A 20,744-nucleotide genomic window follows, 5' to 3' on the forward strand; every position below is an offset into this window, starting at 1 on the left:
TGCCGCTAGCCCGATTGCAACGACAGCGCCAAGGGTCCCAGGGTGATCAGCGCACCCACCGCGACCGCGATCAACGTGCTGGCGATGTCCTCGGTCTTGCGGACCACCCGCACCCCGGCCACCAGGCCCAGGATGACCAGCACCGATAGCACCAGCGCCACCAGGCTGTTCCACCGCCACAGCTGGTCGAAGGCCACGAACAACCCGCCGCCGAACGCCACGGCCAGCATCGACTGCAGCACAACCACGCCACTGCGCCACAGCGCGTCGAATCTGCCGTGCTCCGGGTGAACATCCAGGTCCGCGTCCGCGTGCCGGTCCTCATCGAGGTCCTCGTGGCCCAGCACGCCGGCGCTCAGCGATCCCTCGGCGTCCTCGTCCTCGTCCAGCTCGGCATCCCCGGACCGCAAAAACGAGCGCACGTACGCGGAGTCCTCCAGCGCGGGTTCGGCCTCGCGCACTTCGGAGTCCATGACGTCCACGGGGACGTCGGCGTAGTGGTCCATGGGGTCGGGGCTCATGCCCTCGGCCCCGGAGGATTGCCCCGGCTGCCCGGTGCCGTTGCGGGACGAGCCGGGCCGGCCGGCGTCGGGCAACGGCCGCGGGTATTCGCTGCGCTCGGGCCCCGACGCCCGCTTGGGCTGCGGCGGCGACTTGGGCCAGCGCGGTTCGGGCTCCGACCAATAGGGGGTTTTGGGCTCGTCTGTGGTTACCGGCTCGGCGACGGCGTCCCGGGGCGCGGGTTCGGCCGGGGCGGGCTCGGCAACCTCGATCGTGTCGGTGGCGCCGTGGTCGGCGTCGTCGTCATCGCGGACCACCGGGATTTCGCCGGTGAGTTCGGCGACGGTCACCGAGTCGCTGTCGCCGCGCCTGCGGCGGCGCCGCCGGGTGACCGCCGGGGCGCCGATGGTTCCGTTTCTGGCCAGCAATTCGGCCACCGAGATGGGCCGAGTGCCGGGGCTCTCGGTCTCGGAGTGCGGTCCGGTCATGGTTTGTCGCCTCTCGATCGGTTCTGATTCCGATCAACTACCTGACCTCCAGCATTGCGCACCGAAGGCTCCATGAGGGCCGATCCGTCGGCTTCGCTGTCGAGTTTGCGCAAGATGAGACCTTCCCGTAATGCCCACGGGCAAATATCCACCGATTCGATCGACAGCGCTCGCATGCTTGCCTCCGCCACCAGAGCACCCGCAACGATCTGCGGTGCCCGCTCGGCGCTCACTCCTTCCAGTTCTGCCCGGTCAGCGGTCGTCATCCTAGAGATGAAAGATATGAGTTGCCTGAGGCCGTTTGCTGTGAGCGTCCGCTTGACCCGCGGTCCGGCGCCCGACGGCGCCGCGCCGGTGAGCCGCGCCAGCGACCGAAAGGTCTTCGACGTCGCCACCGTCAGGTCGGGACTACCCGCCTCCAGGATGTTCACGCTGGCTTCGGAGAGCTCGGCGTCGAGCCAGTCGCGCAGCATCGCCACCCGGCGCCGGCCGGGCGGGTCGTCGGGCAGCCACTCGCGGGTCAGCCGCCCGGCACCCAGCGGCAGCGACAACGCGACCTCGGGCTCCTCGTCCACGCCGCTGGACATCTCCAGCGAGCCGCCGCCGATGTCGAGGTTGATGATGCGGCCCGCGCTCCACCCGTACCACCGGCGCACCGCCAGGAACGTCAGCCGCGACTCGTCGACCCCGGTGAGCACCCGCAGTTCCACGCCGGTCTCCTTGCGCACCCGGCTCAGCACGTCGTCGGAATTGCCGGCGTCGCGGACCGCGGACGTGGCGAAGGCCATCAGCTCCGCGCAGCCCGAGCTGTCGGCGATCTTGGCGAATTCGTCGATGGTCGAGATCAGCTTCTCGGCACCGCGTTTGGTGATCTTGCCGGCGCTGTCGGTGGCCTCGGCCAGACGCAGGGTGGCCTTCGTCGAACTCATCGGCGTCGGGTGACCGCCCCGGTGGGCATCGACCACCAGCAGATGCACCGTGTTGCTGCCCACGTCGAGAACGCCCAATCGCACGTAAACAAACTAACGAAGCCTTCGAAGCGGTGCTTTGCGCGACCCGGTTAACCCACCGTGATCACGGCCATACGGGGCCCGAGTGTCAGCGGCTCGGATCGCCCGAATCGTGGTCTAACGTGGACCGCGTGGCGAATTCGCACCCCGCGCCGGGACAAGAGGTCGAGCTGGATTTCGCCCGCGAATGGGTGGAGTTCTACGACCCCGACAACCCCGAACACCTGATCGCGGCGGACCTGACCTGGCTGCTCTCCCGGTGGACGTGTGTGTTCGGCACTCCGGCGTGCCGGGGCACCGTGGAGGGCCGCCCGGACGACGGGTGCTGCTCGCACGGTGCGTTCCTGTCCGACGATGACGACCGCGCCCGCCTGGACGACGCGGTGCAGAAGCTGACCGACGCCGACTGGCAGTTCCGCGAAAAAGGTTTGGGCCGCAAGGGTTATCTGGAGCTCGACGAGCATGACGGCCAACCGCAGTACCGCACCCGCAAGCACAAGGACGCGTGCATCTTCTTGAACCGGCCGGGTTTTCCGGGCGGTGTCGGCTGCGCGCTGCACAGCAAGGCCCTCAAGCTGGGCGTGCCCCCGCTGACCATGAAGCCCGACGTCTGCTGGCAGCTGCCGATCCGCCGCAGCCAGGAATGGGTGACCCGGCCCGACGGCACCGAGATCCTCAAGACCTGGGTCACCGAATACGACCGCCGCGGTTGGGGTTCCGGTGGCGCCGACCTGCACTGGTACTGCACCGGCGACCCGGCCGCCCACGTCGGCGCCAAGCAGGTGTGGGAAAGCCTGGCCGACGAGCTCACCGAGTTGCTGGGCGCCAAGGCCTATTCGGAGCTGGCCGCAATGTGCAAGCGCCGCAGCAAGTTAGGGCTCATCGCGGTGCACCCGGCCACCCGCATCGCCGAGTAGCCCCGCACATTTCACGATCATCGCCGGTAAGCCGTGGAACTGCCGTACGCCTGACCGTCCTGGGTCGGTCAGCTGGCCATGCCGGCGAAGAACGCGCCGGTGATGAGGCCGATGATCATGGCCATGAGCACCTGCCCGAGAGCCGCGGCCACAAAGGTGGAGCTGACCCCCGCTATGAAGAGCAGCAAAAGCAGGCTTACCCACAGCCGGTGAGCGGTGATCAATGATCCCGCGGCGGGAGACGGACCGGCGATCGCCGCACGGTTCTGCCTTCGGATCATTGGCAGCCCCCAATCCATGAGTCACTCACAACATACCCCTCCGGTGACCTGAATCACAGCGGCGCCCGGAACGTTGCGCTCTGCGCCGACGGCGGCGGTTAACGCACGTATGGGGCCTTCGACAACCTCTCGCGGGCAGGCCGGTCGTAGAACCTCGGCGTACCCATCGCGCCGCTTGAGGCAGCCGTGGCCGGCGTGGGTGATGTCGTGCCCCCCGCGTTGGCGTGGCGTCCGTCCGTTATGGGGTAGGTTTTTTACGATCTCGTCAGGGAACCCGGGTTCCGTTGTGGCGGACGCGCGGCGACTCGATGCCAGGTGTCTTGAATGAACGAAGCGAAGGGGGCAGGGGGCATGCAGTGGTTTACCGGCTGGTGAAGCGCTTCTGGATTCCGATGCTTCTTGTGGTCGTGGCCGCGCTCGGCGCCTACGCCATCCTGCGGATTCACGGGTTCGGAGGACCGCGAGCGCCGAAGTCAGCGGAGGGGTCTGGGATTACCGCGAACTTCAACCCGAAGCACATAACGTACGAGATCACCGGGTCCGGTGGCACCGCGAACCTCAACTACCTCGATGAGAACGGTCAACCCCATCTCGTCGAAAACACGCCGCTGCCTTGGTCATTCACGATCGTGACGACGCTGCCGTCGATGTCGGCCAACATCATGGCTCAGGGTGACCGAAACGTCAGCGGCCTTCGATGCCGGGTCACGGTCGACGGTGACGTGCGCGACGACCGGGCCAGCACCGATTTGGTTAAACCGTTCATCTACTGCTTGGTGAAATCCGTATGAGCATCCAGCAATCGAAGCCCCATCGCCCGTTCTTGGGGCGGATGGTCCGGACCTTCTCGCTGCCGATCATCGTGTTCTGGGTGCTCGTGGCGATCGGCCTGGGCATGCTGGTCCCCTCCCTCGATGAGGTCGCGGCTAGCCGGTCGGTGCCCATGAGTCCGACCAATGCGCCGTCCTACCGGTCGATGCTGAACATCGGCAAGGTCTTTCAGCAGTACGACTCGGATTCTTCGGCGATGGTCGTGCTCGAGGGCAAGGACAAGCTCGGCGATTCCGCGCACAAGTTCTACGACGAGATCGTCGCCAAGCTGAAGGCCGATCACCAGCATGTGCAGAACGTTCAGGATTTCTGGAGTGATCCGTTGACCGCGGCGGGCTCGCAGAGTGTGGACGGGAAGTCCGCGTACGTGCAGATCTTCCTCAACGGCTCACAGGGCACTAGTGAGAGCCATGAGTCGGTAGCCGCTGTTCGTCAGATCGTCGCTTCGGTGCCGGCGCCGCCGGGCATCAAGGCCCACGTCGCCGGCAACAGCGTTCTCAACGCCGATACCAGCGTCGCCGGGCATCAAAGCATGGCGACGATGGAGTTGGTGTCGGTCGCCGTCATCATCGTGATGCTGCTCGCCATTTACCGCTCGGTCGCGACGATGCTGGTGTCCATGGTCATCATCGGCCTGGAACTCTTTGCCGCGCAGGGGGTTACCGCCACAGCGGGTTACCTGAAAATCATCGGCTTGACCCCGTACGCGGTGAGCATGGTAACCATGCTGGCCCTGGCCGCCGGAACGGATTATGTGATCTTCCTGCTGGGCCGATATCAAGAGGAAAGATCAAAGGGCCTAGATCGCGAAACCGCGTTCTATGTGTCCTATCACGGTGTCTCGCACGTCATTCTGGGTTCCGGCTTGACGATTGCCGGCGCCACCATGTGCCTGAGCTTCACCACGCTGCCGTATTTCAACACCATGGGTTTGCCTTGCGCGATTTCGGTCTTGGTGATCATCGCCGCGGCGCTGACGCTGGCGCCGGCGATGCTCACGGTGGGGTCCAAATTCGGGTTGCTCGACGCCAAACGTGACCTCTCGGCACGGGGCTGGCGCAAGGTGGGCACCGCTGTCGTTCGGTGGCCGATCCCCATCATTTTTGTGACCACCATGGTCGCCATCATCGGTTTCGTCAGCCTGCTGACCTATGTGCCGCAGTACAACGACCAGAAGTTCACTCCCGCCAACATGCCGGCCAACCTCGCCATGGGCGTCGCGGACCGGCACTTCTCCCAGGCTCGGATGAACCCGGAATTGTTGATGCTGCAGGCCGACCACGACCTGCGCGATCCCGCGGACATGCTCGTCATCGACCGGGTCGCCAAGAACGTGGCACACATGCGGGGCATCGATCGGGTGCAGACCATCACCCGCCCACTGGGTTCGCCGATCGAGCACAGTTCGATCCCGTTCATGCTCGGTGCGCAAAACGCCGGCACCCTGCAGTCCGCGAAATTCAACAACGACAACTCGGCTCAAATGCTCGAGCAGGCGGACGAGATGAGCAGGACGATCGCCAACATGGAACGCATGTACACCATCACCAAGGAGATGACCGAAACCACGCACAGCATGGTCGGCCGCACGCACGAGATGGTGGACACCACCAATGAATTGCGCAATAACATCGCCGATTTCGAGGATTTCTTCCGTCCGCTGCGCAGCTACTTCTATTGGGAAAAGCACTGTTATGACATCCCGATCTGCTGGTCACTGCGGTCGGTGTTTGACACACTGGACGGGATCGACGCACTCGCCGACCAAATACAAGGCCTCACAACCGATTTGGATCGTTTGGATCATTTGCTGCCGCAGATGTTGCCGGTGCTGCAGAACACCATCAGCTCGATGGCAAAAATGCGCGACTTCATGATCGCGACCCACAGCACCATGGCCGGCACCCAGGCCCAGCAACAGGAACTGGCCAAGGGCGCGACCGAGATCGGCCTGTACTTCGACCAGGCCAAGAACGACGACTTCTTCTACCTGCCACCGGATGTGTTCCAGAACCCAGATTTCAACCGTGGCCTCAAGATGTTCGTATCGCCCGACGGCAAAGCTGTCCGCTTCATCATCACGCACCAGGGCGACCCCGCCTCCACCGAGGGCATCGCCCACGTCCGGGACCTCAAAGGTGTCGTCGCGGACGCCATCAAGAACACCCCACTGTCCAATGCAAAGGTGTCCCTTGCCGGCACCGCATCGATGTACGCCGATATGCAGGACAGCGTCAAAACCGACCTGATGATCGCTGTCATCGCGTCGATGATCCTGATCTTCGCGATCATGTTGGTTATCACCCGCAGTCTGGTCGCAGCACTGGTGATCGTCGGCACGGTGGCCGCGTCGCTGGGCACCGCATGCGGGCTGTCCGTGCTGCTGTGGCAGGACATCCTGGGCTTAGGCGTCCAATGGATCGTGATCCCGCTCTCCATAGTGATCCTGCTGGCGGTCGGCTCGGACTACAACCTGCTCGTGGTCTCGCGCCTCAAAGAGGAGATACACGCAGGACTCAACACCGGCATCGTCCGCGGCATGGGGGCAACCGGACGCGTCGTCACCGCGGCTGGGATGGTGTTCGCGTTCACCATGATGTCGATGATCGTCAGCGACCTGCGCGTCATCGGCCAACTGGGTATGACCATCGGCATCGGCCTGATCGTCGACACGCTGATCGTGCGTGCGTTCATGACCCCATCGATCGCCGCGGCACTCGGCCGCTGGTTCTGGTGGCCGCTGAACACCTTCAAAATTGTGCAGAGGACGCGTCTTGGACGGCATTCCGACGACAGCACCGCGCCAATCCCGCAGGTCGCAACCACATGAATGCCACCCGAACGTCTGGCCGGCTGTCGACACCGTCGTCGACCGCCGGTCGACCCGAATGCCTGGCCGAATCCCAGTCCAAACTGCGCCAACGTACCGACGGGCGCCTGGACCGGTCGCGTGATCCCGCAATCCTCGACGCGGCCTTGGAAATGATCGTCGAACACGGCTACGACGCCACCAACATGAACGACATCGCCGCACGGGCCGGTGTCGGTAAAGCCGCCATCTATCGCCGCTGGTCATCCAAAACGGCACTGATCACCGACGCGTTGGTCTATTGGCGACCGGATCTATTGGACGACGACCCGCCCGATACCGGCAGCCTGTCGGGTGACCTGGAGGTGATCGCCGAGCGCGCAGCCCGCAACGACGACGGTCTGATCTCCAATGACCTGATCCTGCGCGTCGCGTTGGAAGCTGCTCAGGATCCCGATCTGGCTTCTGCGCTCGACGATTTGATTCTCTTCAAAGGCCGCCGGGTGATGTCAGCCATTTTCGCCCAAGCTGCCGAGCGCGGCGAGATACCCGGCGACCGCGATTGGTTACTTGTCGCCGATGTGATCGTGGCGATGGGCGTGCTACGGGCCGTGGGCGGACAGGCCGTCGACGCCAATTTCGTCCGGCAGGTCATCAATACGCTTGTGCTGCCGGCGGTCACCTGCCCGTCCACTGCTGGCCCTGATCACCAATAACTCGCCGGCGCTGCCGTCGGGCTAGCCTTCGAGCTTGTAGCCCAGCCCGCGCACCGTCACCAGGTGCACCGGGTTGGCCGGGTCGGCCTCGATCTTGGACCGCAGCCGCTTGACGTGGACGTCGAGGGTCTTGGTGTCGCCGACGTAGTCGGCACCCCACACCCGGTCGATCAGCTGTCCGCGGGTCAGCACCCGGCCGCTGTTGCGCATCAGATACTCGAGGAGGTCAAACTCCTTGAGCGGCAACGTGATCGTGTCACCGTTGACCGAGACCACATGGCGTTCGACGTCCATCCGCACCGGGCCGGACTCGAGCACACCGTCGCTGATCTCCGAATCGTCGTCACCGCCGCGGCGCAACACCGCGCGGATGCGCGCGATCAGCTCACGCGCCGAATACGGCTTGGTCACATAGTCGTCGGCGCCGAGCTCGAGGCCGACGACCTTGTCGATCTCACTGTCGCGGGCGGTCACCATGATCACCGGCACGCTGGACCGCGCACGTAGCTGCTTGCAGACGTCGGTGCCGGACATCCCGGGCAGCATCAGGTCGAGCAGCACGATGTCGGCGCCGCCCCGGTCGAACTCGGCGAGCGCGGCCGAACCGTCGGTCACCACGGTGGCCTCGAAGCCTTCCTTGCGGAGTAGGAACGCCAGCGGATCGGCCAGCGACTCCTCGTCCTCCACGATCAGCACACTGGTCATCGGCGCGATTCCTCCTCATCGCTACGCTCTGCATCGTCATGCGCGCGGGTCATCGACTTAGTTCTTCCTTTCGTTGTGAGCGGTTGGGCCGCACGTCGCGGCCCTGCGACTGCTCGGATTCACCATCGTCTTGATGAGACGCCTTTGCCGCCGGAATGGACAAAGTGAACGTCGATCCGGTTCCCGGCTTGCTCCACACGCCGATGCTGCCGTTGTGGTTGGCCGCCACGTGTTTGACGATGGCCAGGCCCAGCCCGCTGCCACCGGTGGCGCGCGAGCGGGCCTTGTCCCCACGGAAGAACCGCTCGAAAACCCGTTCCTGGTCTTCCAGGGCGATCCCGATGCCGCGGTCGGTCACCGCGATCTCGATGTTCTCGCCGCGGCGACGGCGGCTGATCGACACCGGCGAACCCGGCGGCGAATAGGCGATGGCGTTGGACACCAGGTTGGCCAAGGCGGTGACCAACAGAGTCTCGTCGCCCAGCACCCGCAAACCGCTGGGCGCGTCCGTGCGAACCTCGATGTCGGCGTTGTCGGCCCCCACCTTGTGCCGCGAAATCGCTTCGCTGACAACCTTGTCGACGTCGACCTCGATGACGTTGGGCAGCCGCTCGGCGCCCTGTAGCCGGGACAGCTCGATCAGTTCGGCGACCATGTCGCCGAGCCGGTTGGCCTCGACGAGCACCTTCTCGGCGAACCGCCGCACGGTTTCGGAGTCGTCGGACGACGCCAGCAGGGCCTCGGCGAGCAGGGCCATGGCGCCCACCGGGGTCTTGAGCTCGTGGCTGACGTTGGCCACGAAGTCCCGCCGGGTCGCCTCCATCCGCGCGTAATCGGACTGATCGTGGGCGAAGACCACGGCGAACCGGCGGTCTTCTTCGCTGAGCAACCGCGCCTGGCCGTGCACCGAGAGCCCCGACCGGCCACCCGACCGTTTCGCCGGCTGCAGGTCGAATTCGACGTCGACGCCGGTCAGCGCCTGCTGCGCCGCCTCCCAGGCCTGGTCATCGAGCTGACGGTCGCGCACCAGCCCCAGTTCCTTGGCCCGTTCGTTGAGGTAGACGACGTCGCGATGGGCGTCCACCACCGCCGCCCCCAGCGGCATCAGGGCCACGATGCGTTGCAGCATCTGCGCGACGGTGATCCCGGTCCATTCGATGCCGACGCGCTGGCGGCGTTGTACCGCCCGCGGTGATAGCCGGGTCCCGACCAAAACACCCGCGGCCAACGTCAGCGCGGACAAAACCCCGGCCAGCAACAGCGCCGAGAACACAGTCACATAGCAAATCCTACAAATCTTCCTGAACGCTGCCCTAGCGCAACGAGGCCAAAATCGGACAAGTCACACCCTGCGCAACAGGTGTTCCGCTCCCGTTCACGCGATGTTTGGCTAAATCGCCTTTATCTCGCCCAACGGCGCGTGCGCGCCGGGGTCAGGCCTGACCCTGGCTGGCAACGGCGGCGGCGCCCGCGGCGGCGGCCTCCGGGTCCAGATAGGTGCCCCCAGGAACGACGGGCCGCAGGTCAGCGTCCAGGTCGTAGCGCAGCGGGATGCCGGTGGGGATGTTCAACCCGGCGATCTCGTCGTCGGACACCTGATCGAGGTGCTTGACCAGGGCCCGCAGCGAGTTGCCGTGCGCCACGATCAGCACCGTCTTGCCGCTGCGCAGGTCCGGGACGATGACGTCGGTGTAATACGGCAGGAAGCGCACGACCACGTCGGCCAGGCACTCGGTGAGCGGCCCGCCACCGATGTCGGCGTAGCGCGGATCGGTGTCCTGGCTGTAGGTGCTGCCCTTCTCGATGGGCGGGGGCGGCGTGTCGTAGCTGCGCCGCCAGGCCATGAACTGCTCGTCGCCGTAGCGGGCCTTCGTCTCGGCCTTGTCCAGCCCCTGCAGCGCCCCGTAATGGCGCTCGTTGAGCCGCCAGGTGCGCCGCACCGGAATCCAGAGCCGGTCGGCGGCGTCCTGCGCCAGGTGCGCGGTCGAGATGGCTCGGCGCAGCAGCGACGTGTAGAGGATGTCGGGCAGCAGGTTGTTCTCGATCAGCAGCTCGCCGCTGCGCACGGCCTCGGTCCGGCCCTTTTCGGTGAGGCCGACGTCGACCCAACCGGTGAAGAGGTTCAGCGAGTTCCATTCGCTTTCGCCGTGGCGAAGCAGTACCAGCGTGGCGGTGTCACCCATGCCGGTCAGTCTCTCACGGGGTGGCTAAGGCGTCGCGAGTGTCACGCCAGAGTGACGCTGACCGCCGAGCGTCACGTCAGAGTAACGCTCGCGGAGCTAGTCCGAATCGTCGTCGATCAAGTGGGCGAACGCCTCCAGGTTCTTCAGCGACTCACCGCGCGACACCCGCCAGTCCCACTCTTTCTGGATCGACGAGCGAAAGCCCAACTCCAGCAACGTATTGAAGTCCGAATCCACCGCTTCGAGCACCTGCCCGAGCACCCGGTCGAGCTCGTCGGCGTCCACCGACGCCAGCGACATGCGCCCCACTAGATAGATGTCCCCGACATTGTCGAGCGTGTAGGCCACGCCGTAGAGGCGCCGGTTGCGCTTGAGCATGAAGCGGTAGACGCCTTCGTGGTTCTCGTCGGGCTTGCGGCACACGAAGGCCTCGACCCGCACGGAATGCTCGCCCACGCTGAGGATGGTGTTCGTCTTGAGCTTGCGCTCGCCGGGCAGCTCCACCACCAGGCCTGGCAGACCGCCATGTGCCCCAGCATGTTTCGAGTAGTTCAGCCCGCTGGCCTGCAGGGCATCCTCGATCACCTGGGTCACCGCTGGGCTCATGCTCCCACCCCGCGGCGCTCGGTGGTGTACTCGCGTATCGCGCGCCGATAGCTGGCCAACAGCGCGTCGGTGGTGTGATCCCAGGAGAACGTGGCCGCATGCGCGGCGGCCGCCCGGCCCATGGCATCGGCCTGCGGAGCGGGCAAAGCCAGCAGCCGGCCCAGCGCGTCCGCCCACTGCCCGACGTCGTGGCCCGCCACCAGAGTGCCGGTCACGCCGTCGCGCACGGCCACCGGCAGCCCACCGACCGCGGCGGCCGCCACCGGCGTCCCACAGGCCTGCGCCTCGAGGGCGACCAGACCGAACGACTCCGAATAACTCGGCACCGCAACCAGATTGGCGGCCTGGAACAACGTGGCCAGATTCGGGCGCGACTGTGGCGGCAGGAACGTGACCCGGTCGGTGATGCCGAGTTCGTCGGCCAGGCGGACCAATCCGTCCGGGGAGGCCAGGCCGCTACCGGAGGGCCCGCCGGCCACCACGATGCGCACCCCGGGCAGTTTCGCGGCCGCGCGCAACACGATGTCGGGCGCCTTGAGCGGCTGGATCCGGCCGACGAACGCGACGATGTCGTCTTCGAGCGGCAGCCCCAACGCGGCCCGGGCGGCCCTGCGGTCGCCCGGGCGGAACACATCGAGGTCCACCCCGGGATGGACGACGTCGATCCGGGGCGGGTCGGCGTGGTGAATCGAGATCAACTGCCTGGCTTCGTCATCGGTGTTGACGATCAACCGGTCCGACTCGTCGACGACCTGTTGCTCGCCGACGGTGCGCAGCGGCGGTTCGGGCGAATCCCCCTGCGCCAGCGCCGCGTTCTTGACCGCGGCCAGGGTGTGCGCGGTGTGCACCAGCGGCACCGCCCAACGGTCGCGCGCCAGCCAGCCGACCTGCCCGGACAGCCAGTAGTGCGAATGCACGATGTCGTAATAGCCCGGCTCGTGCGACGCCTCGGCGCGCAACACCCCGGCCGCGAACGCGCACAGCTGGGTGGGCAGGTCGTATTTGTCCAGGCCCTCGAAGGGGCCCGCCACCACGTTGCGCACCAGCACCCCGGGTGCCACCCGCGCGACCGGCGGGTCGGCGGAGGCGGTCGCCCGCGTGAAGATCTCCACCTCGATGCCCCGGCGCGCCAGGTGCCGCGCGGTCTGCAGCACGTAGACGTTCATGCCACCGGCGTCGCCGGTACCGGGCTGGGCCAATGGTGAGGTGTGGACCGCCAACACTGCGACCCGGCGCGGTTCGTTCAGCCGGAAAACGTCATCGTGGCGCACCCTGTCATCTTTACAGGATGGTTCGCCGGCCAGCCCACGCGCGCCGGACACCCGTCGCGTCAGGCGGAGGACTCGTCGCCGGCCACCTCGCGCAGCCGGGTGTCCAGCGCCCCGGCGCGCCGCATCGCGCCCAGCGGGTCGGCGTACAGCCCGGACAGCGAGACCGTTCCCGCGCCGGCCTCCTGCACCCGGTTGCCGAAGGCGGTGAGGCGGATGTCGCGGGGTCCGAGCACGGAGCGTTCCAGGAACGCCGCCTCCACCTGCGCCATCGCCTCGGGATACTCGGTGAAAGCCTGGCCGCCGACCACCAGTTCGTCGGGGTTGAGCATGTCGCGCAGCAACGCCACGGCCTCGCCGAGCACGCGTCCCCGCTCGGCGAGCAGGTCCTTGGCCTGCTGGTTGCCGGCTCGGGCCACCCGCAGCAGATCCGCGATGCCGGCGGCCGATCCGCTGGCGCGGTGGGTCGGGGCGAACGGCAGGATGCGCTGCTGACGTGCCGTGGCCACGACGGCTTCGTCGCTGACGGTGGACTCCAACTGGCCGGTGCCGCCGAGCAATTCGGACTGCGCCGGCAGGGTCGCGATGGTGCCCGGGCCGCTGGCCGGCACGTGCACCCGCCCGCCGATCACCAACGCGTAGCCCACGGTCTCGCGGGCGTAGACGTACAAGCTGGTCGGCGAGCTCGGCAGGAACCGCCGCATGCCCAGCAGCAACTCGGCGCCGGCCATGGCGTCGACGTGTGAGGCCACCGACACCGGCAGGCCGAGCGCATCGGCCAGCACCTGCCCGACGGGGGCCTGCCGCCAGCCCAGCCGTGGGTGGTCGACCTGGCCGGTGGCGCCGTCGACGGTGCCACCGATGGCGACCCCCACCCACAGCGGCCGCCGGCGATGCCAGCGCCGCAGGTAGCGGCGGGCGCTGTCGGCCAGCGTGGCCAGGGCGGGCCCGGCGGGGTTACGCGGTGTCGGGGTCTCGACCGTGTCGAGGGTGCGCCCGAACAGGTCGGTGGCCACGATGCTGGTGGTCCGGGCACCGATGTGGATGCCCAGCGTCACGAACGGCTCGTGGTTGACCTCCACCGGCACCCGCGGGCGGCCGATCGCGCCGGACACGGCCAGGTCGGCGCGTTCCCGCAGCAAGCCGGCTTCCAGAAGCGCGATGACCTGGCGGTTGACCGTGGCGATGCTCAGCGAGGTGACGCCGGCGATCACGTCGCGGCCGACCGGGCCCCGCAGGCGGACGGCGCGGAAGACGGAGGCCGCCGCCGAGTCGGGGATGTTCAGCGCCGGCGGCACGATCTGCCGCCGCACCGCGCGGGGGCCCTTGTGGCCCGGCAGGTGCCCGACGGCGCGGCCGGCCGAATGATGGGTATGGCTGAGGGTATTCGTGCTCACGAGTGTCCTTAGTTGTCCGAACTTTGCTGGCCGTCTCGGCCACACCTGGCTGGGTCAGGAGCGGCAGAGTGCGCAGCAACAACACACACCCGCCGCGCACAGACACGCGGTGTTGGTGGTGTTGGACAGGGCGCTGAGGAGCACAGGAAAAATCTAGCACGTTCATTAAGGTTGTTTCGATGGTTAAAACTGGCAGGAATGAACGCGTCGCAGTAATCACCGGGGCCAGCTCGGGGATCGGTGCAGCAACCGCCCGAATCCTGGCTGCGCAGGGCTTTCACGTCGTCGCGGTGGCGCGGCGAGAAGACCGGATTCAGGCCCTGGCCAGTGAAATCGGCGGTACCGCGATTGTGGCCGACGTCACAGACGAGGCGGCGGTCGAAACATTGGCGAGCAAAGTGGACCGGGTCGATGTCCTGGTCAACAACGCCGGCGGCGCCCGGGGCCTGGCGCCGGTCGCCGACGCCGACCTCGAGCACTGGCGATGGATGTGGGAGACCAACGTCATCGGCACGCTGCGGGTCACCCGTGCGCTGTTGCCCAAGCTGATCGACTCCGGCGACGGCCTGATCGTCACCGTCACTTCCGTTGCGGCCCTTGAGGTTTACGACGGCGGCGCCGGATACACGGCCGCCAAACACGGCCAGGGAGCACTGCACCGCACGCTGCGCGGCGAGCTATTGGGCAAGCCGGTCCGGCTGACCGAGATCGCCCCGGGCGCGGTCGAGACGGAATTCTCGTTGGTCCGCTTCGACGGCGACCAACAGCGCGCGGAGGCCGTCTACACCGGCATCACCCCGCTGGTGGCCGACGACGTGGCCGAGGTGATCGGATTCGTCGCCTCGCGGCCGTCGCACGTCGATCTGGACCTGATCGTGATGAAGCCACGCGACCAGGCCACGACCTCCCGGTTTAACCGCCAGGGGTAGCGGGGCCGGTGTCGGCCGGTGACGTCGACGTGGTCGGAGTGCCCGACAGGGTCGGCGCGTTGGACGGCGTGACCGGCGCGGTGACCGGGATCTGGGTTGACGGCGGGCGCGCGGTCGGTGGCGGCAGCGCCGACATGGCCACCCAGGTGTCCCAGTCCACGGCCCAGTCCCAGATGTCGCCGTCGGAGTAGGACAGCTGAATCGTGCTGCCGGTGACCTCGACCGGGTCGCCGTACATCGCGGACTGGAAGTACTGCTCGGCGTCGCCCGTCGACAGGTTGATGCAACCGTTGGTGACGTTGGTGTTGCCCTGGGCGCCCGCACTCGCCGGGTTGGCGTGGATGAACTCGCCGTTGTTGGAGATCCGGACCGCCCAGCGCTCGTGGACGTGGCTGTAGCCGGCGGCCGGGTTGGACATGTAGAAGTCGGCGTACTTCTCGCTGACCACGTGGATGCCGTTGCGGGTGACGTTGCGCGCCTTGTCGGCTTCGCCGTAGCTGCACGGGAAGTCCATGACCACGCCCTCGTCGCGGATCACCTGGATGCGGTGCGACGAGACCTCGGCCTTGACGACCTGCCGCCGGCCGATCTGGATGTTCAGCGAGATGTCCTCGGCCCCATAGGCGCTGTCGCCGAACGGCAGGCCGTACAGCTTGGCCTCGACATTGACGGTGGCGCCCGCCGGGTAGTACTCGCGGGTGCGCCAGTGTGCGCGCGCCCCGGCCGCCTCGTCGGGCAGCCAGGCCCAGCTGCCCTCGACGGGCGGGTTCGTGGTGACGGTCAGCGCCCGTTCGACGGCGGCCTTGTCGGTGATCGGCGCGTCGAACTGGATGATGATCGGCGCCGCGACCCCCACGGTCTGCCCGTCGGCGAGCTGGAAGGCGCCGCCGATCTTCTTGGTGGGAGACACCGTGGTGAACTTGCCGGCCACCGGGATCGCCTTGCCGTCGTGCCCAACGGCCGAGCCGCTCCACGTGTAGGTCTGGTCGTAGCCCAGCGGCTCGGAGGTCGTGTAGACGGTGCGGTCGGAGTTGAAGGCGCCGGCTACGGCCTTGCCCGCCGAGTTCGACAGACTGACGTGCTGGAACCAGCCGTCGCGCACCTCGACGCTGACCGGGGCGATGGGCACCACGTTCTCGGTCGCATTGGCCGGCTGGTACTTGAGCTGCGGTGCCGGCTGTTCCTTCTTCTCGGCCTGCTTCGCCGTCGTGCCGCCGCAGGCGGCCAACACGTTGGGGGCGAACACCCCCAGCCCCAGGGTCGCCAAAGCCGCACGCCGGTTGAACGGCCGCGGGGCGCTGGACGGGGTCACGAAAATCAAAGATACCGGGGAAAATCGGCCAGCCCGGCCACGACAAAACGGGGTCGGGCACGCGTCGGCGAAATTAGCGGCTACAGCCTGCAGCCGAGCAGGACGGGCTCGGGGACCAATGTGATGCCAAACACAGCCTGCACGCCGTCGCGGATGGTCCGGGCCAGCGCAATCACGTCCTCCGAGCCGGCGCCGCCGCGGTTGGTCAGCGCCAGCGCGTGCTTGGTGGACAGCCGGCACCGGGCGGTTGCCTCGTCCGGGTAGCCCTTGCCGAATCCCGCCCGCTCCACCAGCCAGCCGGCGGCCAGCTTGACGCCATCGGGGGCGGGGTAGTGCGGCACCGGCCCGTCGACGGCGGCGGCCAGCCGCTCGTAGGCGTCCGGCGCGACCACCGGGTTGGTGAAGAACGAGCCCACGCTCCAGGTGTCGTGATCGGCCGGGTCGAGCACCATGCCCTTGCGGGCCCGCAGGGCCAGCACCGCGTCGCGGACGGCCCGCGGGTCGGCGCGCTCGCCGCCGGCCACGTTCAACTCCGCGGCCAGCTCGCCGTAGCGCAACGGCGCGCTGCGCCCGGACGCGTCCAGCGCGAACTCGACTTCCAGTACGACGGAAGGGATGTCGAGTCCGCTGGCGCCGCCGCGTTTGAACACACTGGTGCGGTAGCCGAACCCCAGCTCGCCGCCCCGCACCCAGCGCACCTCGCCGCTGGCGCGATCGAGCACCCGGACGCGGGTGATGGTGTCGGAGACCTCGGCGCCGTAGGCCCCGACGTTCTGCACCGGGGTGGCCCCGGCCGAGCCGGGGATGCCGGACAGGCATTCCAGCCCGCCGAGGCCGTGCTCGATCGCGGTGACCACGACGTCGTCCCACACCGCACCCGCCTGGGCGCGGACCAGGTGGCCCTCGACGGTGATGCCGTCATTGGCCAGCCGCACCGCGGTCAGGTCGGTCAGGGCGTCGGAGATCACCAGGTTGGAGCCACCGGCGAACACCAGCACCGGATCGCGTTGCCCCCCAGCGGTTTCGGCGTCCAACCGGCGCAACGAGGCGATCACCTGCTCGCTGGTGGTGCAGGTGATCAGGCGGCGCGCGGTCGGCCCGACCCGCAGGGTGGTCAGTGGCGCCAGTGGCGCCGCGTAGGCCACCGCCGCGCCGGCGAACTCCGAACCGGCACCGCTGGATTTCATGGCCCGTAACGGTAGCCTGACCTGCTATGCCGCGTTCATTCGACTTGTCGGCCGATTACGACGGCAGTGTTGACGAGGTTCATCGCGCCTTCACCGATGAGGAGTACTGGCGGGCCAGGCTGGCCGGGTCCGGCGTCGACGTCGCCACGCTGGAGTCGATGCGGGTCGGCGGCGAGTCCGGGGACGAGGACACCGTCGAGGTCGTGACGCTGCAGGTGATCCGCAGCGACAAGCTGCCGGGCATGGTCACCCAGCTGCACGCCGGTGACCTGCGCATTCGGCGCCAGGAGACGTGGGGGCCGGTAACCGGCGGGGCGGCGACGGGATCGGTGGTGGGTTCGATCGTGGATGCGCCGGTGAACCTCGCCGGCACCGCGGTCCTCGAGCCCCTCGCAGAGACCGGCGGCGCCCGGCTGACCTTCCGCGCCACCGTCCAGGTGCGTGTCCCGATCATCGGCGGCAAGTTGGAGAACATCATCGGCGCCCGGCTGGCCGAACTGGTCGCCGCCGAACAGCGCTTCACCACGGAGTGGATCGCCAAAACGGCCTGAGGCCTTCGACGGTCGCCGGGCCTAAGCTGGCGCTCATGCGAATCGCCTTGGCGCAGATCCTCAGCGGAACCGACCCGGCGGCAAACCTGCAGCTGGTCGACGAATACAGCCGCCGGGCGGCCGACGCCGGCGCGAAGCTGGTGGTGTTTCCCGAGGCGACCATGTGCCGGTTCGGAGTACCGCTGGGGCCGGTCGCCGAGCCCGTCGACGGGCCCTGGGCCGATGGGGTGCGCCGCATCGCGGCCGCCGCCGGCATCACCGTCGTCGCCGGCATGTTCACCCCGTCCGGCGACGGGCGGGTGAAGAACACGCTGATCGCGGCCGGCACGGACGATCCCGGCCAACCGGACGCCCACTACGACAAGATCCACCTCTACGACGCCTTCGGCTTCACCGAATCGCGCACGGTCGCGCCGGGACACGATCCGGTGGTGATCACGGTCGACGGCGTTCGCGTCGGGCTGACCGTCTGCTACGACATTCGTTTCCCGGCGCTCTACACCGAGCTGGCCCGCCGCGGCGCCCAGGTGATCGCCGTGTGCGCGTCCTGGGGCGCCGGTCCCGGCAAACTCGACCAGTGGACGCTGCTGGCCCGCGCCCGCGCGCTCGATTCGATGAGCTACATCGCGGCGGCCGGCCAGGCGGATCCCGGTGACGCCGACGGATCCGGGTCGGGGGCACCGACCGGAGTGGGCGGCAGCCTGGTGGTCTCCCCCTTCGGTGACGTGGTCGCGTCGGCCGGGTCGCAACCGCAGCTGGTGGTGGCCGACGTCGACGTCGACCGGGTCACCGAGGCCCGCAAGAGCATCGCAGTCCTGCGCAACCGCTCGGACTTTGCTCAGGTTGATAGGGCAGAATCGGTCGGGTGACGAACCCACAAGGACCACCGAACCCGGACCCGTCGAAGTGGGCCCGTCCCTCCCACCAGGGACCCTTCGGCCAGCCGCCCACCGAGCGGCCGACCGAGCGGATCAGCACCGGCGGCCCGGGACACGTTCCGCCGCCGCCGCCCGCTCCCGGTCCCCCGCCGGGTCAGACCGAGCGGTTCGGCACCCCGCAGCCGAACATGCAGCAGCCCGGCTACCCGCCCCCGCCGACGCCGCCCGCCGGTCCGACCGAGCGGCTGGCCGCCCAACCCGGCGACGACGCGACGCCGGGAAAGAAGAAGCGCCGCTTCGGCCGGGACCCCGTCTCCGTCCTGCTGATCTTCGTCATCGTGTTCGCGCTGATCATCGCCGCGCTCATCGGGGCCGAGCTCTACGTGCGCCACGTCGCGGACACCAAGGTCGCCCAGGCGGTGGCCTGCGAGGTCAAGGACCAGGCGACCGCGTCCTTCGGGGTGACGCCCCTGATGCTGTGGCAACAGGCCACCAAGCACTACACCAACATCTCGGTGCAGACGGCCGGCAACAACATTCGCGATGCCAAGGGCATGAAGCTCTCAATCAACATCAACGACGTTCGCCTCAAGGACAACGGCAACTCGAAGGGCACCATCGGCGCCCTGGACGCCACCATCAGCTGGACCACCGACGGCATCAAGCAGTCGGTCCAGAACGCCATCCCGGTTCTGGGCCCGTTCGTCACCAACACCGTGACCACGCACCCCGCCGACGGGACGGTCGAGCTGAAGGGCATGTTGGACAACATCACGGCCAAGCCGGTGGTGTCGGGCACCGGGTTGCAGCTGCAGATCGTCAGTTTCAACGCGCTCGGTTTCACGATGCCCAAGGAGTCCGTGCAGTCGACGCTGGACGACTTCACCTCGAACCTGACCAAGAACTACCCGCTTGGGATCCACGCCGACAGCGTGCAGGTCACCGATACCGGTGTGACAAGCCACTTCTCGACGCGCAACGCCACCATTCCCACCGGCAACGACAACGATCCCTGCTTCGCCAACCTGTGACGGCGAGCGCCTAGCCGGACGGTTCAGCCCAGGCCGTCGAGCACTGCCCGGGTGCCCGACAGCCCCAGCCGGGTGGCGCCGGCGTCCAGCATCGCGAGCGCGTCCGCGGCGGAGCGGATGCCGCCGCTGGCCTTCACCCCGAGGCGTCCACCGACGGTCTCGGCCATCAGGGCGACCGCGCGCACGGATGCGCCGCCCGCCGGATGAAACCCGGTCGAGGTCTTGACGAAGTCGGCGCCGCCGTCTTCGGCCGCGCGGCACACCCGCGCCAGGGTGGGCTCGTCGGCGAGGGCCAGCAGCGCCGCCGACTCGACGATCACCTTGAGCACCGCGCCGCCGATGGCGCCGCGCACGGCCTGGACGTCCGAGCGCACCGCATCGATGTCGCCGGACAGCGCCGCCCCCACGTCGATGACCATGTCGATTTCGGTGGCACCGGACGCGACGGCCACGGCGGCCTCGTGCGCCTTCACCGCCGGCAGATGCTTACCCGAGGGAAAACCCGCGACGCTGGCCACCCGCACGCCGGTGCCGGCTCGCACCGCGGCGGGAACCATCGAGGGCGAGACGCATACCGCATAGACGCCCCATTCGGCCGCTTCGGCGACCAGGGCTGCCACGTCGGCGTCGGTTGCTTCCGGTTTGAGCAGCGTGTGGTCGACGCACGCCGCCAACTGCGCTCGGCTCGGTTGGGTTGCCATCAGAAGGATTCTTCCGGACCGCCGGGATTGCAGCCGGAGGCGACCATCTCGGCGTCGTCGACGACCGGGCGCCACGGCTCCAGGTTCCAGCTGAGCTTGCCGGGCTGGGCGAGTTCGGCGAACTGCCAGTGGCACAGGAACTGCGCGCGCATGCCGGGGCTGTCGGCGTCCGGGGAGGCGGCCAGCACCTCGCCCCAGGCCTCGTCGGCCAGGGCCGTGGTCGCGGGAATTCTCGAGGCGGCCCGCCCGGCCGGCGACGGGAACACCCGCAGGCTGCTGCGGCCCTGCCACTGCGCCCACTGGGTGTGGTCGATATAGGGCGGGGCCGCGGCGGGCGGGTCCACCGCGCCGCTGCCCGGATCGGGCGCGGCAACGGCGGGCGGCATCGGGCAGCGCAAAGCGACGAGCACCGCGACCGGCGCCGTCAGCAGGACCTTCATTCC

Annotated in this window: 21 protein-coding genes; 8 read left to right on the forward strand and 13 right to left on the reverse strand. The window is 67.9% G+C overall.

Translation table 11 applies throughout. From position 1 onward, the window contains the following. Positions 1 to 5: 5 nt before the first annotated feature. Complete coding sequence (locus DQP57_RS03180) at positions 6 to 989, reverse strand: hypothetical protein (protein ID WP_112631607.1); 984 nt, start codon at positions 987 to 989, stop codon at positions 6 to 8. Continuing rightward, positions 986 to 2,002, reverse strand: coding sequence for a Ppx/GppA phosphatase family protein (locus DQP57_RS03185; RefSeq protein WP_007768252.1), 1,017 nt, complete (start codon positions 2,000 to 2,002; stop codon positions 986 to 988). Before DQP57_RS03185 ends, DQP57_RS03180 begins: the two co-directional genes overlap by 4 nt. Positions 2,003 to 2,121: 119 nt before the next feature. Between DQP57_RS03185 and DQP57_RS03190 the strand changes: the two genes are divergently transcribed. Then, positions 2,122 to 2,916: a hypothetical protein gene (locus DQP57_RS03190; protein WP_112631608.1), complete on the forward strand. Its 795-nt coding sequence runs from the start codon at positions 2,122 to 2,124 to the stop codon at positions 2,914 to 2,916. A 68-nt stretch (positions 2,917 to 2,984) separates the two neighbouring features. On the opposite strand, the gene DQP57_RS03195 is transcribed toward DQP57_RS03190, so the two are convergent. Further along, positions 2,985 to 3,215: a hypothetical protein gene (locus DQP57_RS03195; RefSeq protein ID WP_112631609.1), complete on the reverse strand. Its 231-nt coding sequence runs from the start codon at positions 3,213 to 3,215 to the stop codon at positions 2,985 to 2,987. A gap of 350 nt (positions 3,216 to 3,565) precedes the next feature. On the opposite strand from DQP57_RS03195, the gene DQP57_RS03200 reads away from it, so the two are divergent. The 3 genes from DQP57_RS03200 to DQP57_RS03210 are packed head-to-tail and all read left to right on the forward strand — an operon-like array spanning position 3,566 to position 7,553. Further along, a complete protein-coding gene (locus DQP57_RS03200) occupies positions 3,566 to 3,988 on the forward strand; it encodes an MmpS family transport accessory protein (RefSeq protein WP_276310812.1) in 423 nt (140 codons plus the stop codon). Beyond that, on the forward strand, positions 3,985 to 6,858 hold the full coding sequence (locus DQP57_RS03205; RefSeq protein ID WP_112631610.1) for an RND family transporter: 2,874 nt from the start codon (positions 3,985 to 3,987) through the stop codon (positions 6,856 to 6,858). The genes DQP57_RS03200 and DQP57_RS03205 overlap by 4 nt, the downstream gene beginning before the upstream one ends. Further along, a complete protein-coding gene (locus tag DQP57_RS03210) occupies positions 6,855 to 7,553 on the forward strand; it encodes a TetR/AcrR family transcriptional regulator (RefSeq protein WP_112631611.1) in 699 nt (232 codons plus the stop codon). Before DQP57_RS03205 ends, DQP57_RS03210 begins: the two co-directional genes overlap by 4 nt. A gap of 21 nt (positions 7,554 to 7,574) precedes the next feature. Here DQP57_RS03210 and regX read toward each other — a convergent pair whose 3' ends face one another. The 6 genes from regX to DQP57_RS03240 all read right to left on the reverse strand — a co-directional run bounded on the left by regX (position 7,575) and on the right by DQP57_RS03240 (position 13,655). Beyond that, a complete protein-coding gene (regX, locus tag DQP57_RS03215; protein WP_007768263.1) occupies positions 7,575 to 8,258 on the reverse strand; it encodes a two-component sensory transduction protein RegX in 684 nt (227 codons plus the stop codon). A 49-nt stretch (positions 8,259 to 8,307) separates the two neighbouring features. After that, the gene (locus DQP57_RS03220; protein WP_112631612.1) at positions 8,308 to 9,537 is read right to left on the reverse strand and encodes a sensor histidine kinase; all 1,230 of its coding nucleotides are present in this window, start codon (positions 9,535 to 9,537) and stop codon (positions 8,308 to 8,310) included. 154 nt (positions 9,538 to 9,691) lie between these two features. Continuing rightward, complete coding sequence (locus DQP57_RS03225) at positions 9,692 to 10,441, reverse strand: phosphoglyceromutase (RefSeq protein ID WP_112631613.1); 750 nt, start codon at positions 10,439 to 10,441, stop codon at positions 9,692 to 9,694. A 96-nt stretch (positions 10,442 to 10,537) separates the two neighbouring features. After that, complete coding sequence (locus DQP57_RS03230; RefSeq protein ID WP_112631614.1) at positions 10,538 to 11,047, reverse strand: YbjN domain-containing protein; 510 nt, start codon at positions 11,045 to 11,047, stop codon at positions 10,538 to 10,540. After that, positions 11,044 to 12,318: a D-inositol-3-phosphate glycosyltransferase gene (gene mshA / locus DQP57_RS03235; RefSeq protein WP_112631615.1), complete on the reverse strand. Its 1,275-nt coding sequence runs from the start codon at positions 12,316 to 12,318 to the stop codon at positions 11,044 to 11,046. The genes DQP57_RS03230 and mshA overlap by 4 nt, the downstream gene beginning before the upstream one ends. A gap of 59 nt (positions 12,319 to 12,377) precedes the next feature. Further along, the gene (locus DQP57_RS03240) at positions 12,378 to 13,655 is read right to left on the reverse strand and encodes an ROK family protein (RefSeq protein WP_205869023.1); all 1,278 of its coding nucleotides are present in this window, start codon (positions 13,653 to 13,655) and stop codon (positions 12,378 to 12,380) included. A gap of 236 nt (positions 13,656 to 13,891) precedes the next feature. Between DQP57_RS03240 and DQP57_RS03250 the strand changes: the two genes are divergently transcribed. Next, positions 13,892 to 14,641 (forward strand): SDR family oxidoreductase, encoded by a 750-nt coding sequence (locus DQP57_RS03250; protein WP_112631617.1) that lies wholly within the window; start codon positions 13,892 to 13,894, stop codon positions 14,639 to 14,641. On the opposite strand, the gene DQP57_RS03255 is transcribed toward DQP57_RS03250, so the two are convergent. Beyond that, a complete protein-coding gene (locus DQP57_RS03255) occupies positions 14,625 to 15,962 on the reverse strand; it encodes a L,D-transpeptidase (protein WP_112631618.1) in 1,338 nt (445 codons plus the stop codon). The two genes, DQP57_RS03250 and DQP57_RS03255, sit on opposite strands and share 17 nt — an antisense overlap. Positions 15,963 to 16,033: 71 nt before the next feature. After that, positions 16,034 to 17,140, reverse strand: a complete 1,107-nt coding sequence (locus DQP57_RS03260) for a UDP-N-acetylmuramate dehydrogenase (protein WP_112631619.1) — start codon at positions 17,138 to 17,140, stop codon at positions 16,034 to 16,036. A 26-nt stretch (positions 17,141 to 17,166) separates the two neighbouring features. Between DQP57_RS03260 and DQP57_RS03265 the strand changes: the two genes are divergently transcribed. Genes DQP57_RS03265 through DQP57_RS03275 form a run of 3 tightly spaced genes read left to right on the forward strand, consistent with a single transcriptional unit; the run spans position 17,167 to position 19,600 of the window. Then, the gene (locus tag DQP57_RS03265; protein WP_112631620.1) at positions 17,167 to 17,691 is read left to right on the forward strand and encodes a DUF2505 domain-containing protein; all 525 of its coding nucleotides are present in this window, start codon (positions 17,167 to 17,169) and stop codon (positions 17,689 to 17,691) included. A gap of 35 nt (positions 17,692 to 17,726) precedes the next feature. Further along, positions 17,727 to 18,560, forward strand: a complete 834-nt coding sequence (locus DQP57_RS03270; RefSeq protein WP_112631621.1) for a carbon-nitrogen hydrolase family protein — start codon at positions 17,727 to 17,729, stop codon at positions 18,558 to 18,560. After that, positions 18,557 to 19,600: an LmeA family phospholipid-binding protein gene (locus DQP57_RS03275; RefSeq protein ID WP_205869019.1), complete on the forward strand. Its 1,044-nt coding sequence runs from the start codon at positions 18,557 to 18,559 to the stop codon at positions 19,598 to 19,600. The genes DQP57_RS03270 and DQP57_RS03275 overlap by 4 nt, the downstream gene beginning before the upstream one ends. Positions 19,601 to 19,623: 23 nt before the next feature. Here DQP57_RS03275 and deoC read toward each other — a convergent pair whose 3' ends face one another. Together deoC and DQP57_RS03285 are read right to left on the reverse strand one after the other, a co-directional pair. Next, complete coding sequence (gene deoC, locus DQP57_RS03280) at positions 19,624 to 20,301, reverse strand: deoxyribose-phosphate aldolase (RefSeq protein WP_112631622.1); 678 nt, start codon at positions 20,299 to 20,301, stop codon at positions 19,624 to 19,626. Continuing rightward, positions 20,301 to 20,741 carry a DUF2599 domain-containing protein gene (locus DQP57_RS03285; RefSeq protein ID WP_112631623.1) on the reverse strand — a complete coding sequence of 147 codons (441 nt, stop codon included), beginning with the start codon at positions 20,739 to 20,741 and terminating at the stop codon, positions 20,301 to 20,303. Before DQP57_RS03285 ends, deoC begins: the two co-directional genes overlap by 1 nt. Between the last annotated feature and the right edge of the window lie 3 nt (positions 20,742 to 20,744).

The organism is Mycobacterium colombiense (genome assembly GCF_003284935.1).
Taxonomy (GTDB): domain Bacteria; phylum Actinomycetota; class Actinomycetes; order Mycobacteriales; family Mycobacteriaceae; genus Mycobacterium; species Mycobacterium arosiense_A.

Coding starts and splice junctions, on each gene's coding strand:
- DQP57_RS03180 (WP_112631607.1), bottom strand. CDS start 989: ATGACCGGACCGCACTCCGAGACCGAGAGCCCCGGCACTCGGCCCATC.
- DQP57_RS03195 (WP_112631609.1), bottom strand. CDS start 3,215: ATGGATTGGGGGCTGCCAATGATCCGAAGGCAGAACCGTGCGGCGATC.
- DQP57_RS03205 (WP_112631610.1), top strand. CDS start 3,985: ATGAGCATCCAGCAATCGAAGCCCCATCGCCCGTTCTTGGGGCGGATG.
- DQP57_RS03210 (WP_112631611.1), top strand. CDS start 6,855: ATGAATGCCACCCGAACGTCTGGCCGGCTGTCGACACCGTCGTCGACC.
- regX (WP_007768263.1), bottom strand. CDS start 8,258: ATGACCAGTGTGCTGATCGTGGAGGACGAGGAGTCGCTGGCCGATCCG.
- DQP57_RS03225 (WP_112631613.1), bottom strand. CDS start 10,441: ATGGGTGACACCGCCACGCTGGTACTGCTTCGCCACGGCGAAAGCGAA.
- DQP57_RS03230 (WP_112631614.1), bottom strand. CDS start 11,047: ATGAGCCCAGCGGTGACCCAGGTGATCGAGGATGCCCTGCAGGCCAGC.
- DQP57_RS03250 (WP_112631617.1), top strand. CDS start 13,892: ATGGTTAAAACTGGCAGGAATGAACGCGTCGCAGTAATCACCGGGGCC.
- DQP57_RS03260 (WP_112631619.1), bottom strand. CDS start 17,140: ATGAAATCCAGCGGTGCCGGTTCGGAGTTCGCCGGCGCGGCGGTGGCC.
- DQP57_RS03265 (WP_112631620.1), top strand. CDS start 17,167: ATGCCGCGTTCATTCGACTTGTCGGCCGATTACGACGGCAGTGTTGAC.
- DQP57_RS03270 (WP_112631621.1), top strand. CDS start 17,727: ATGCGAATCGCCTTGGCGCAGATCCTCAGCGGAACCGACCCGGCGGCA.
- deoC (WP_112631622.1), bottom strand. CDS start 20,301: ATGGCAACCCAACCGAGCCGAGCGCAGTTGGCGGCGTGCGTCGACCAC.
- DQP57_RS03285 (WP_112631623.1), bottom strand. CDS start 20,741: ATGAAGGTCCTGCTGACGGCGCCGGTCGCGGTGCTCGTCGCTTTGCGC.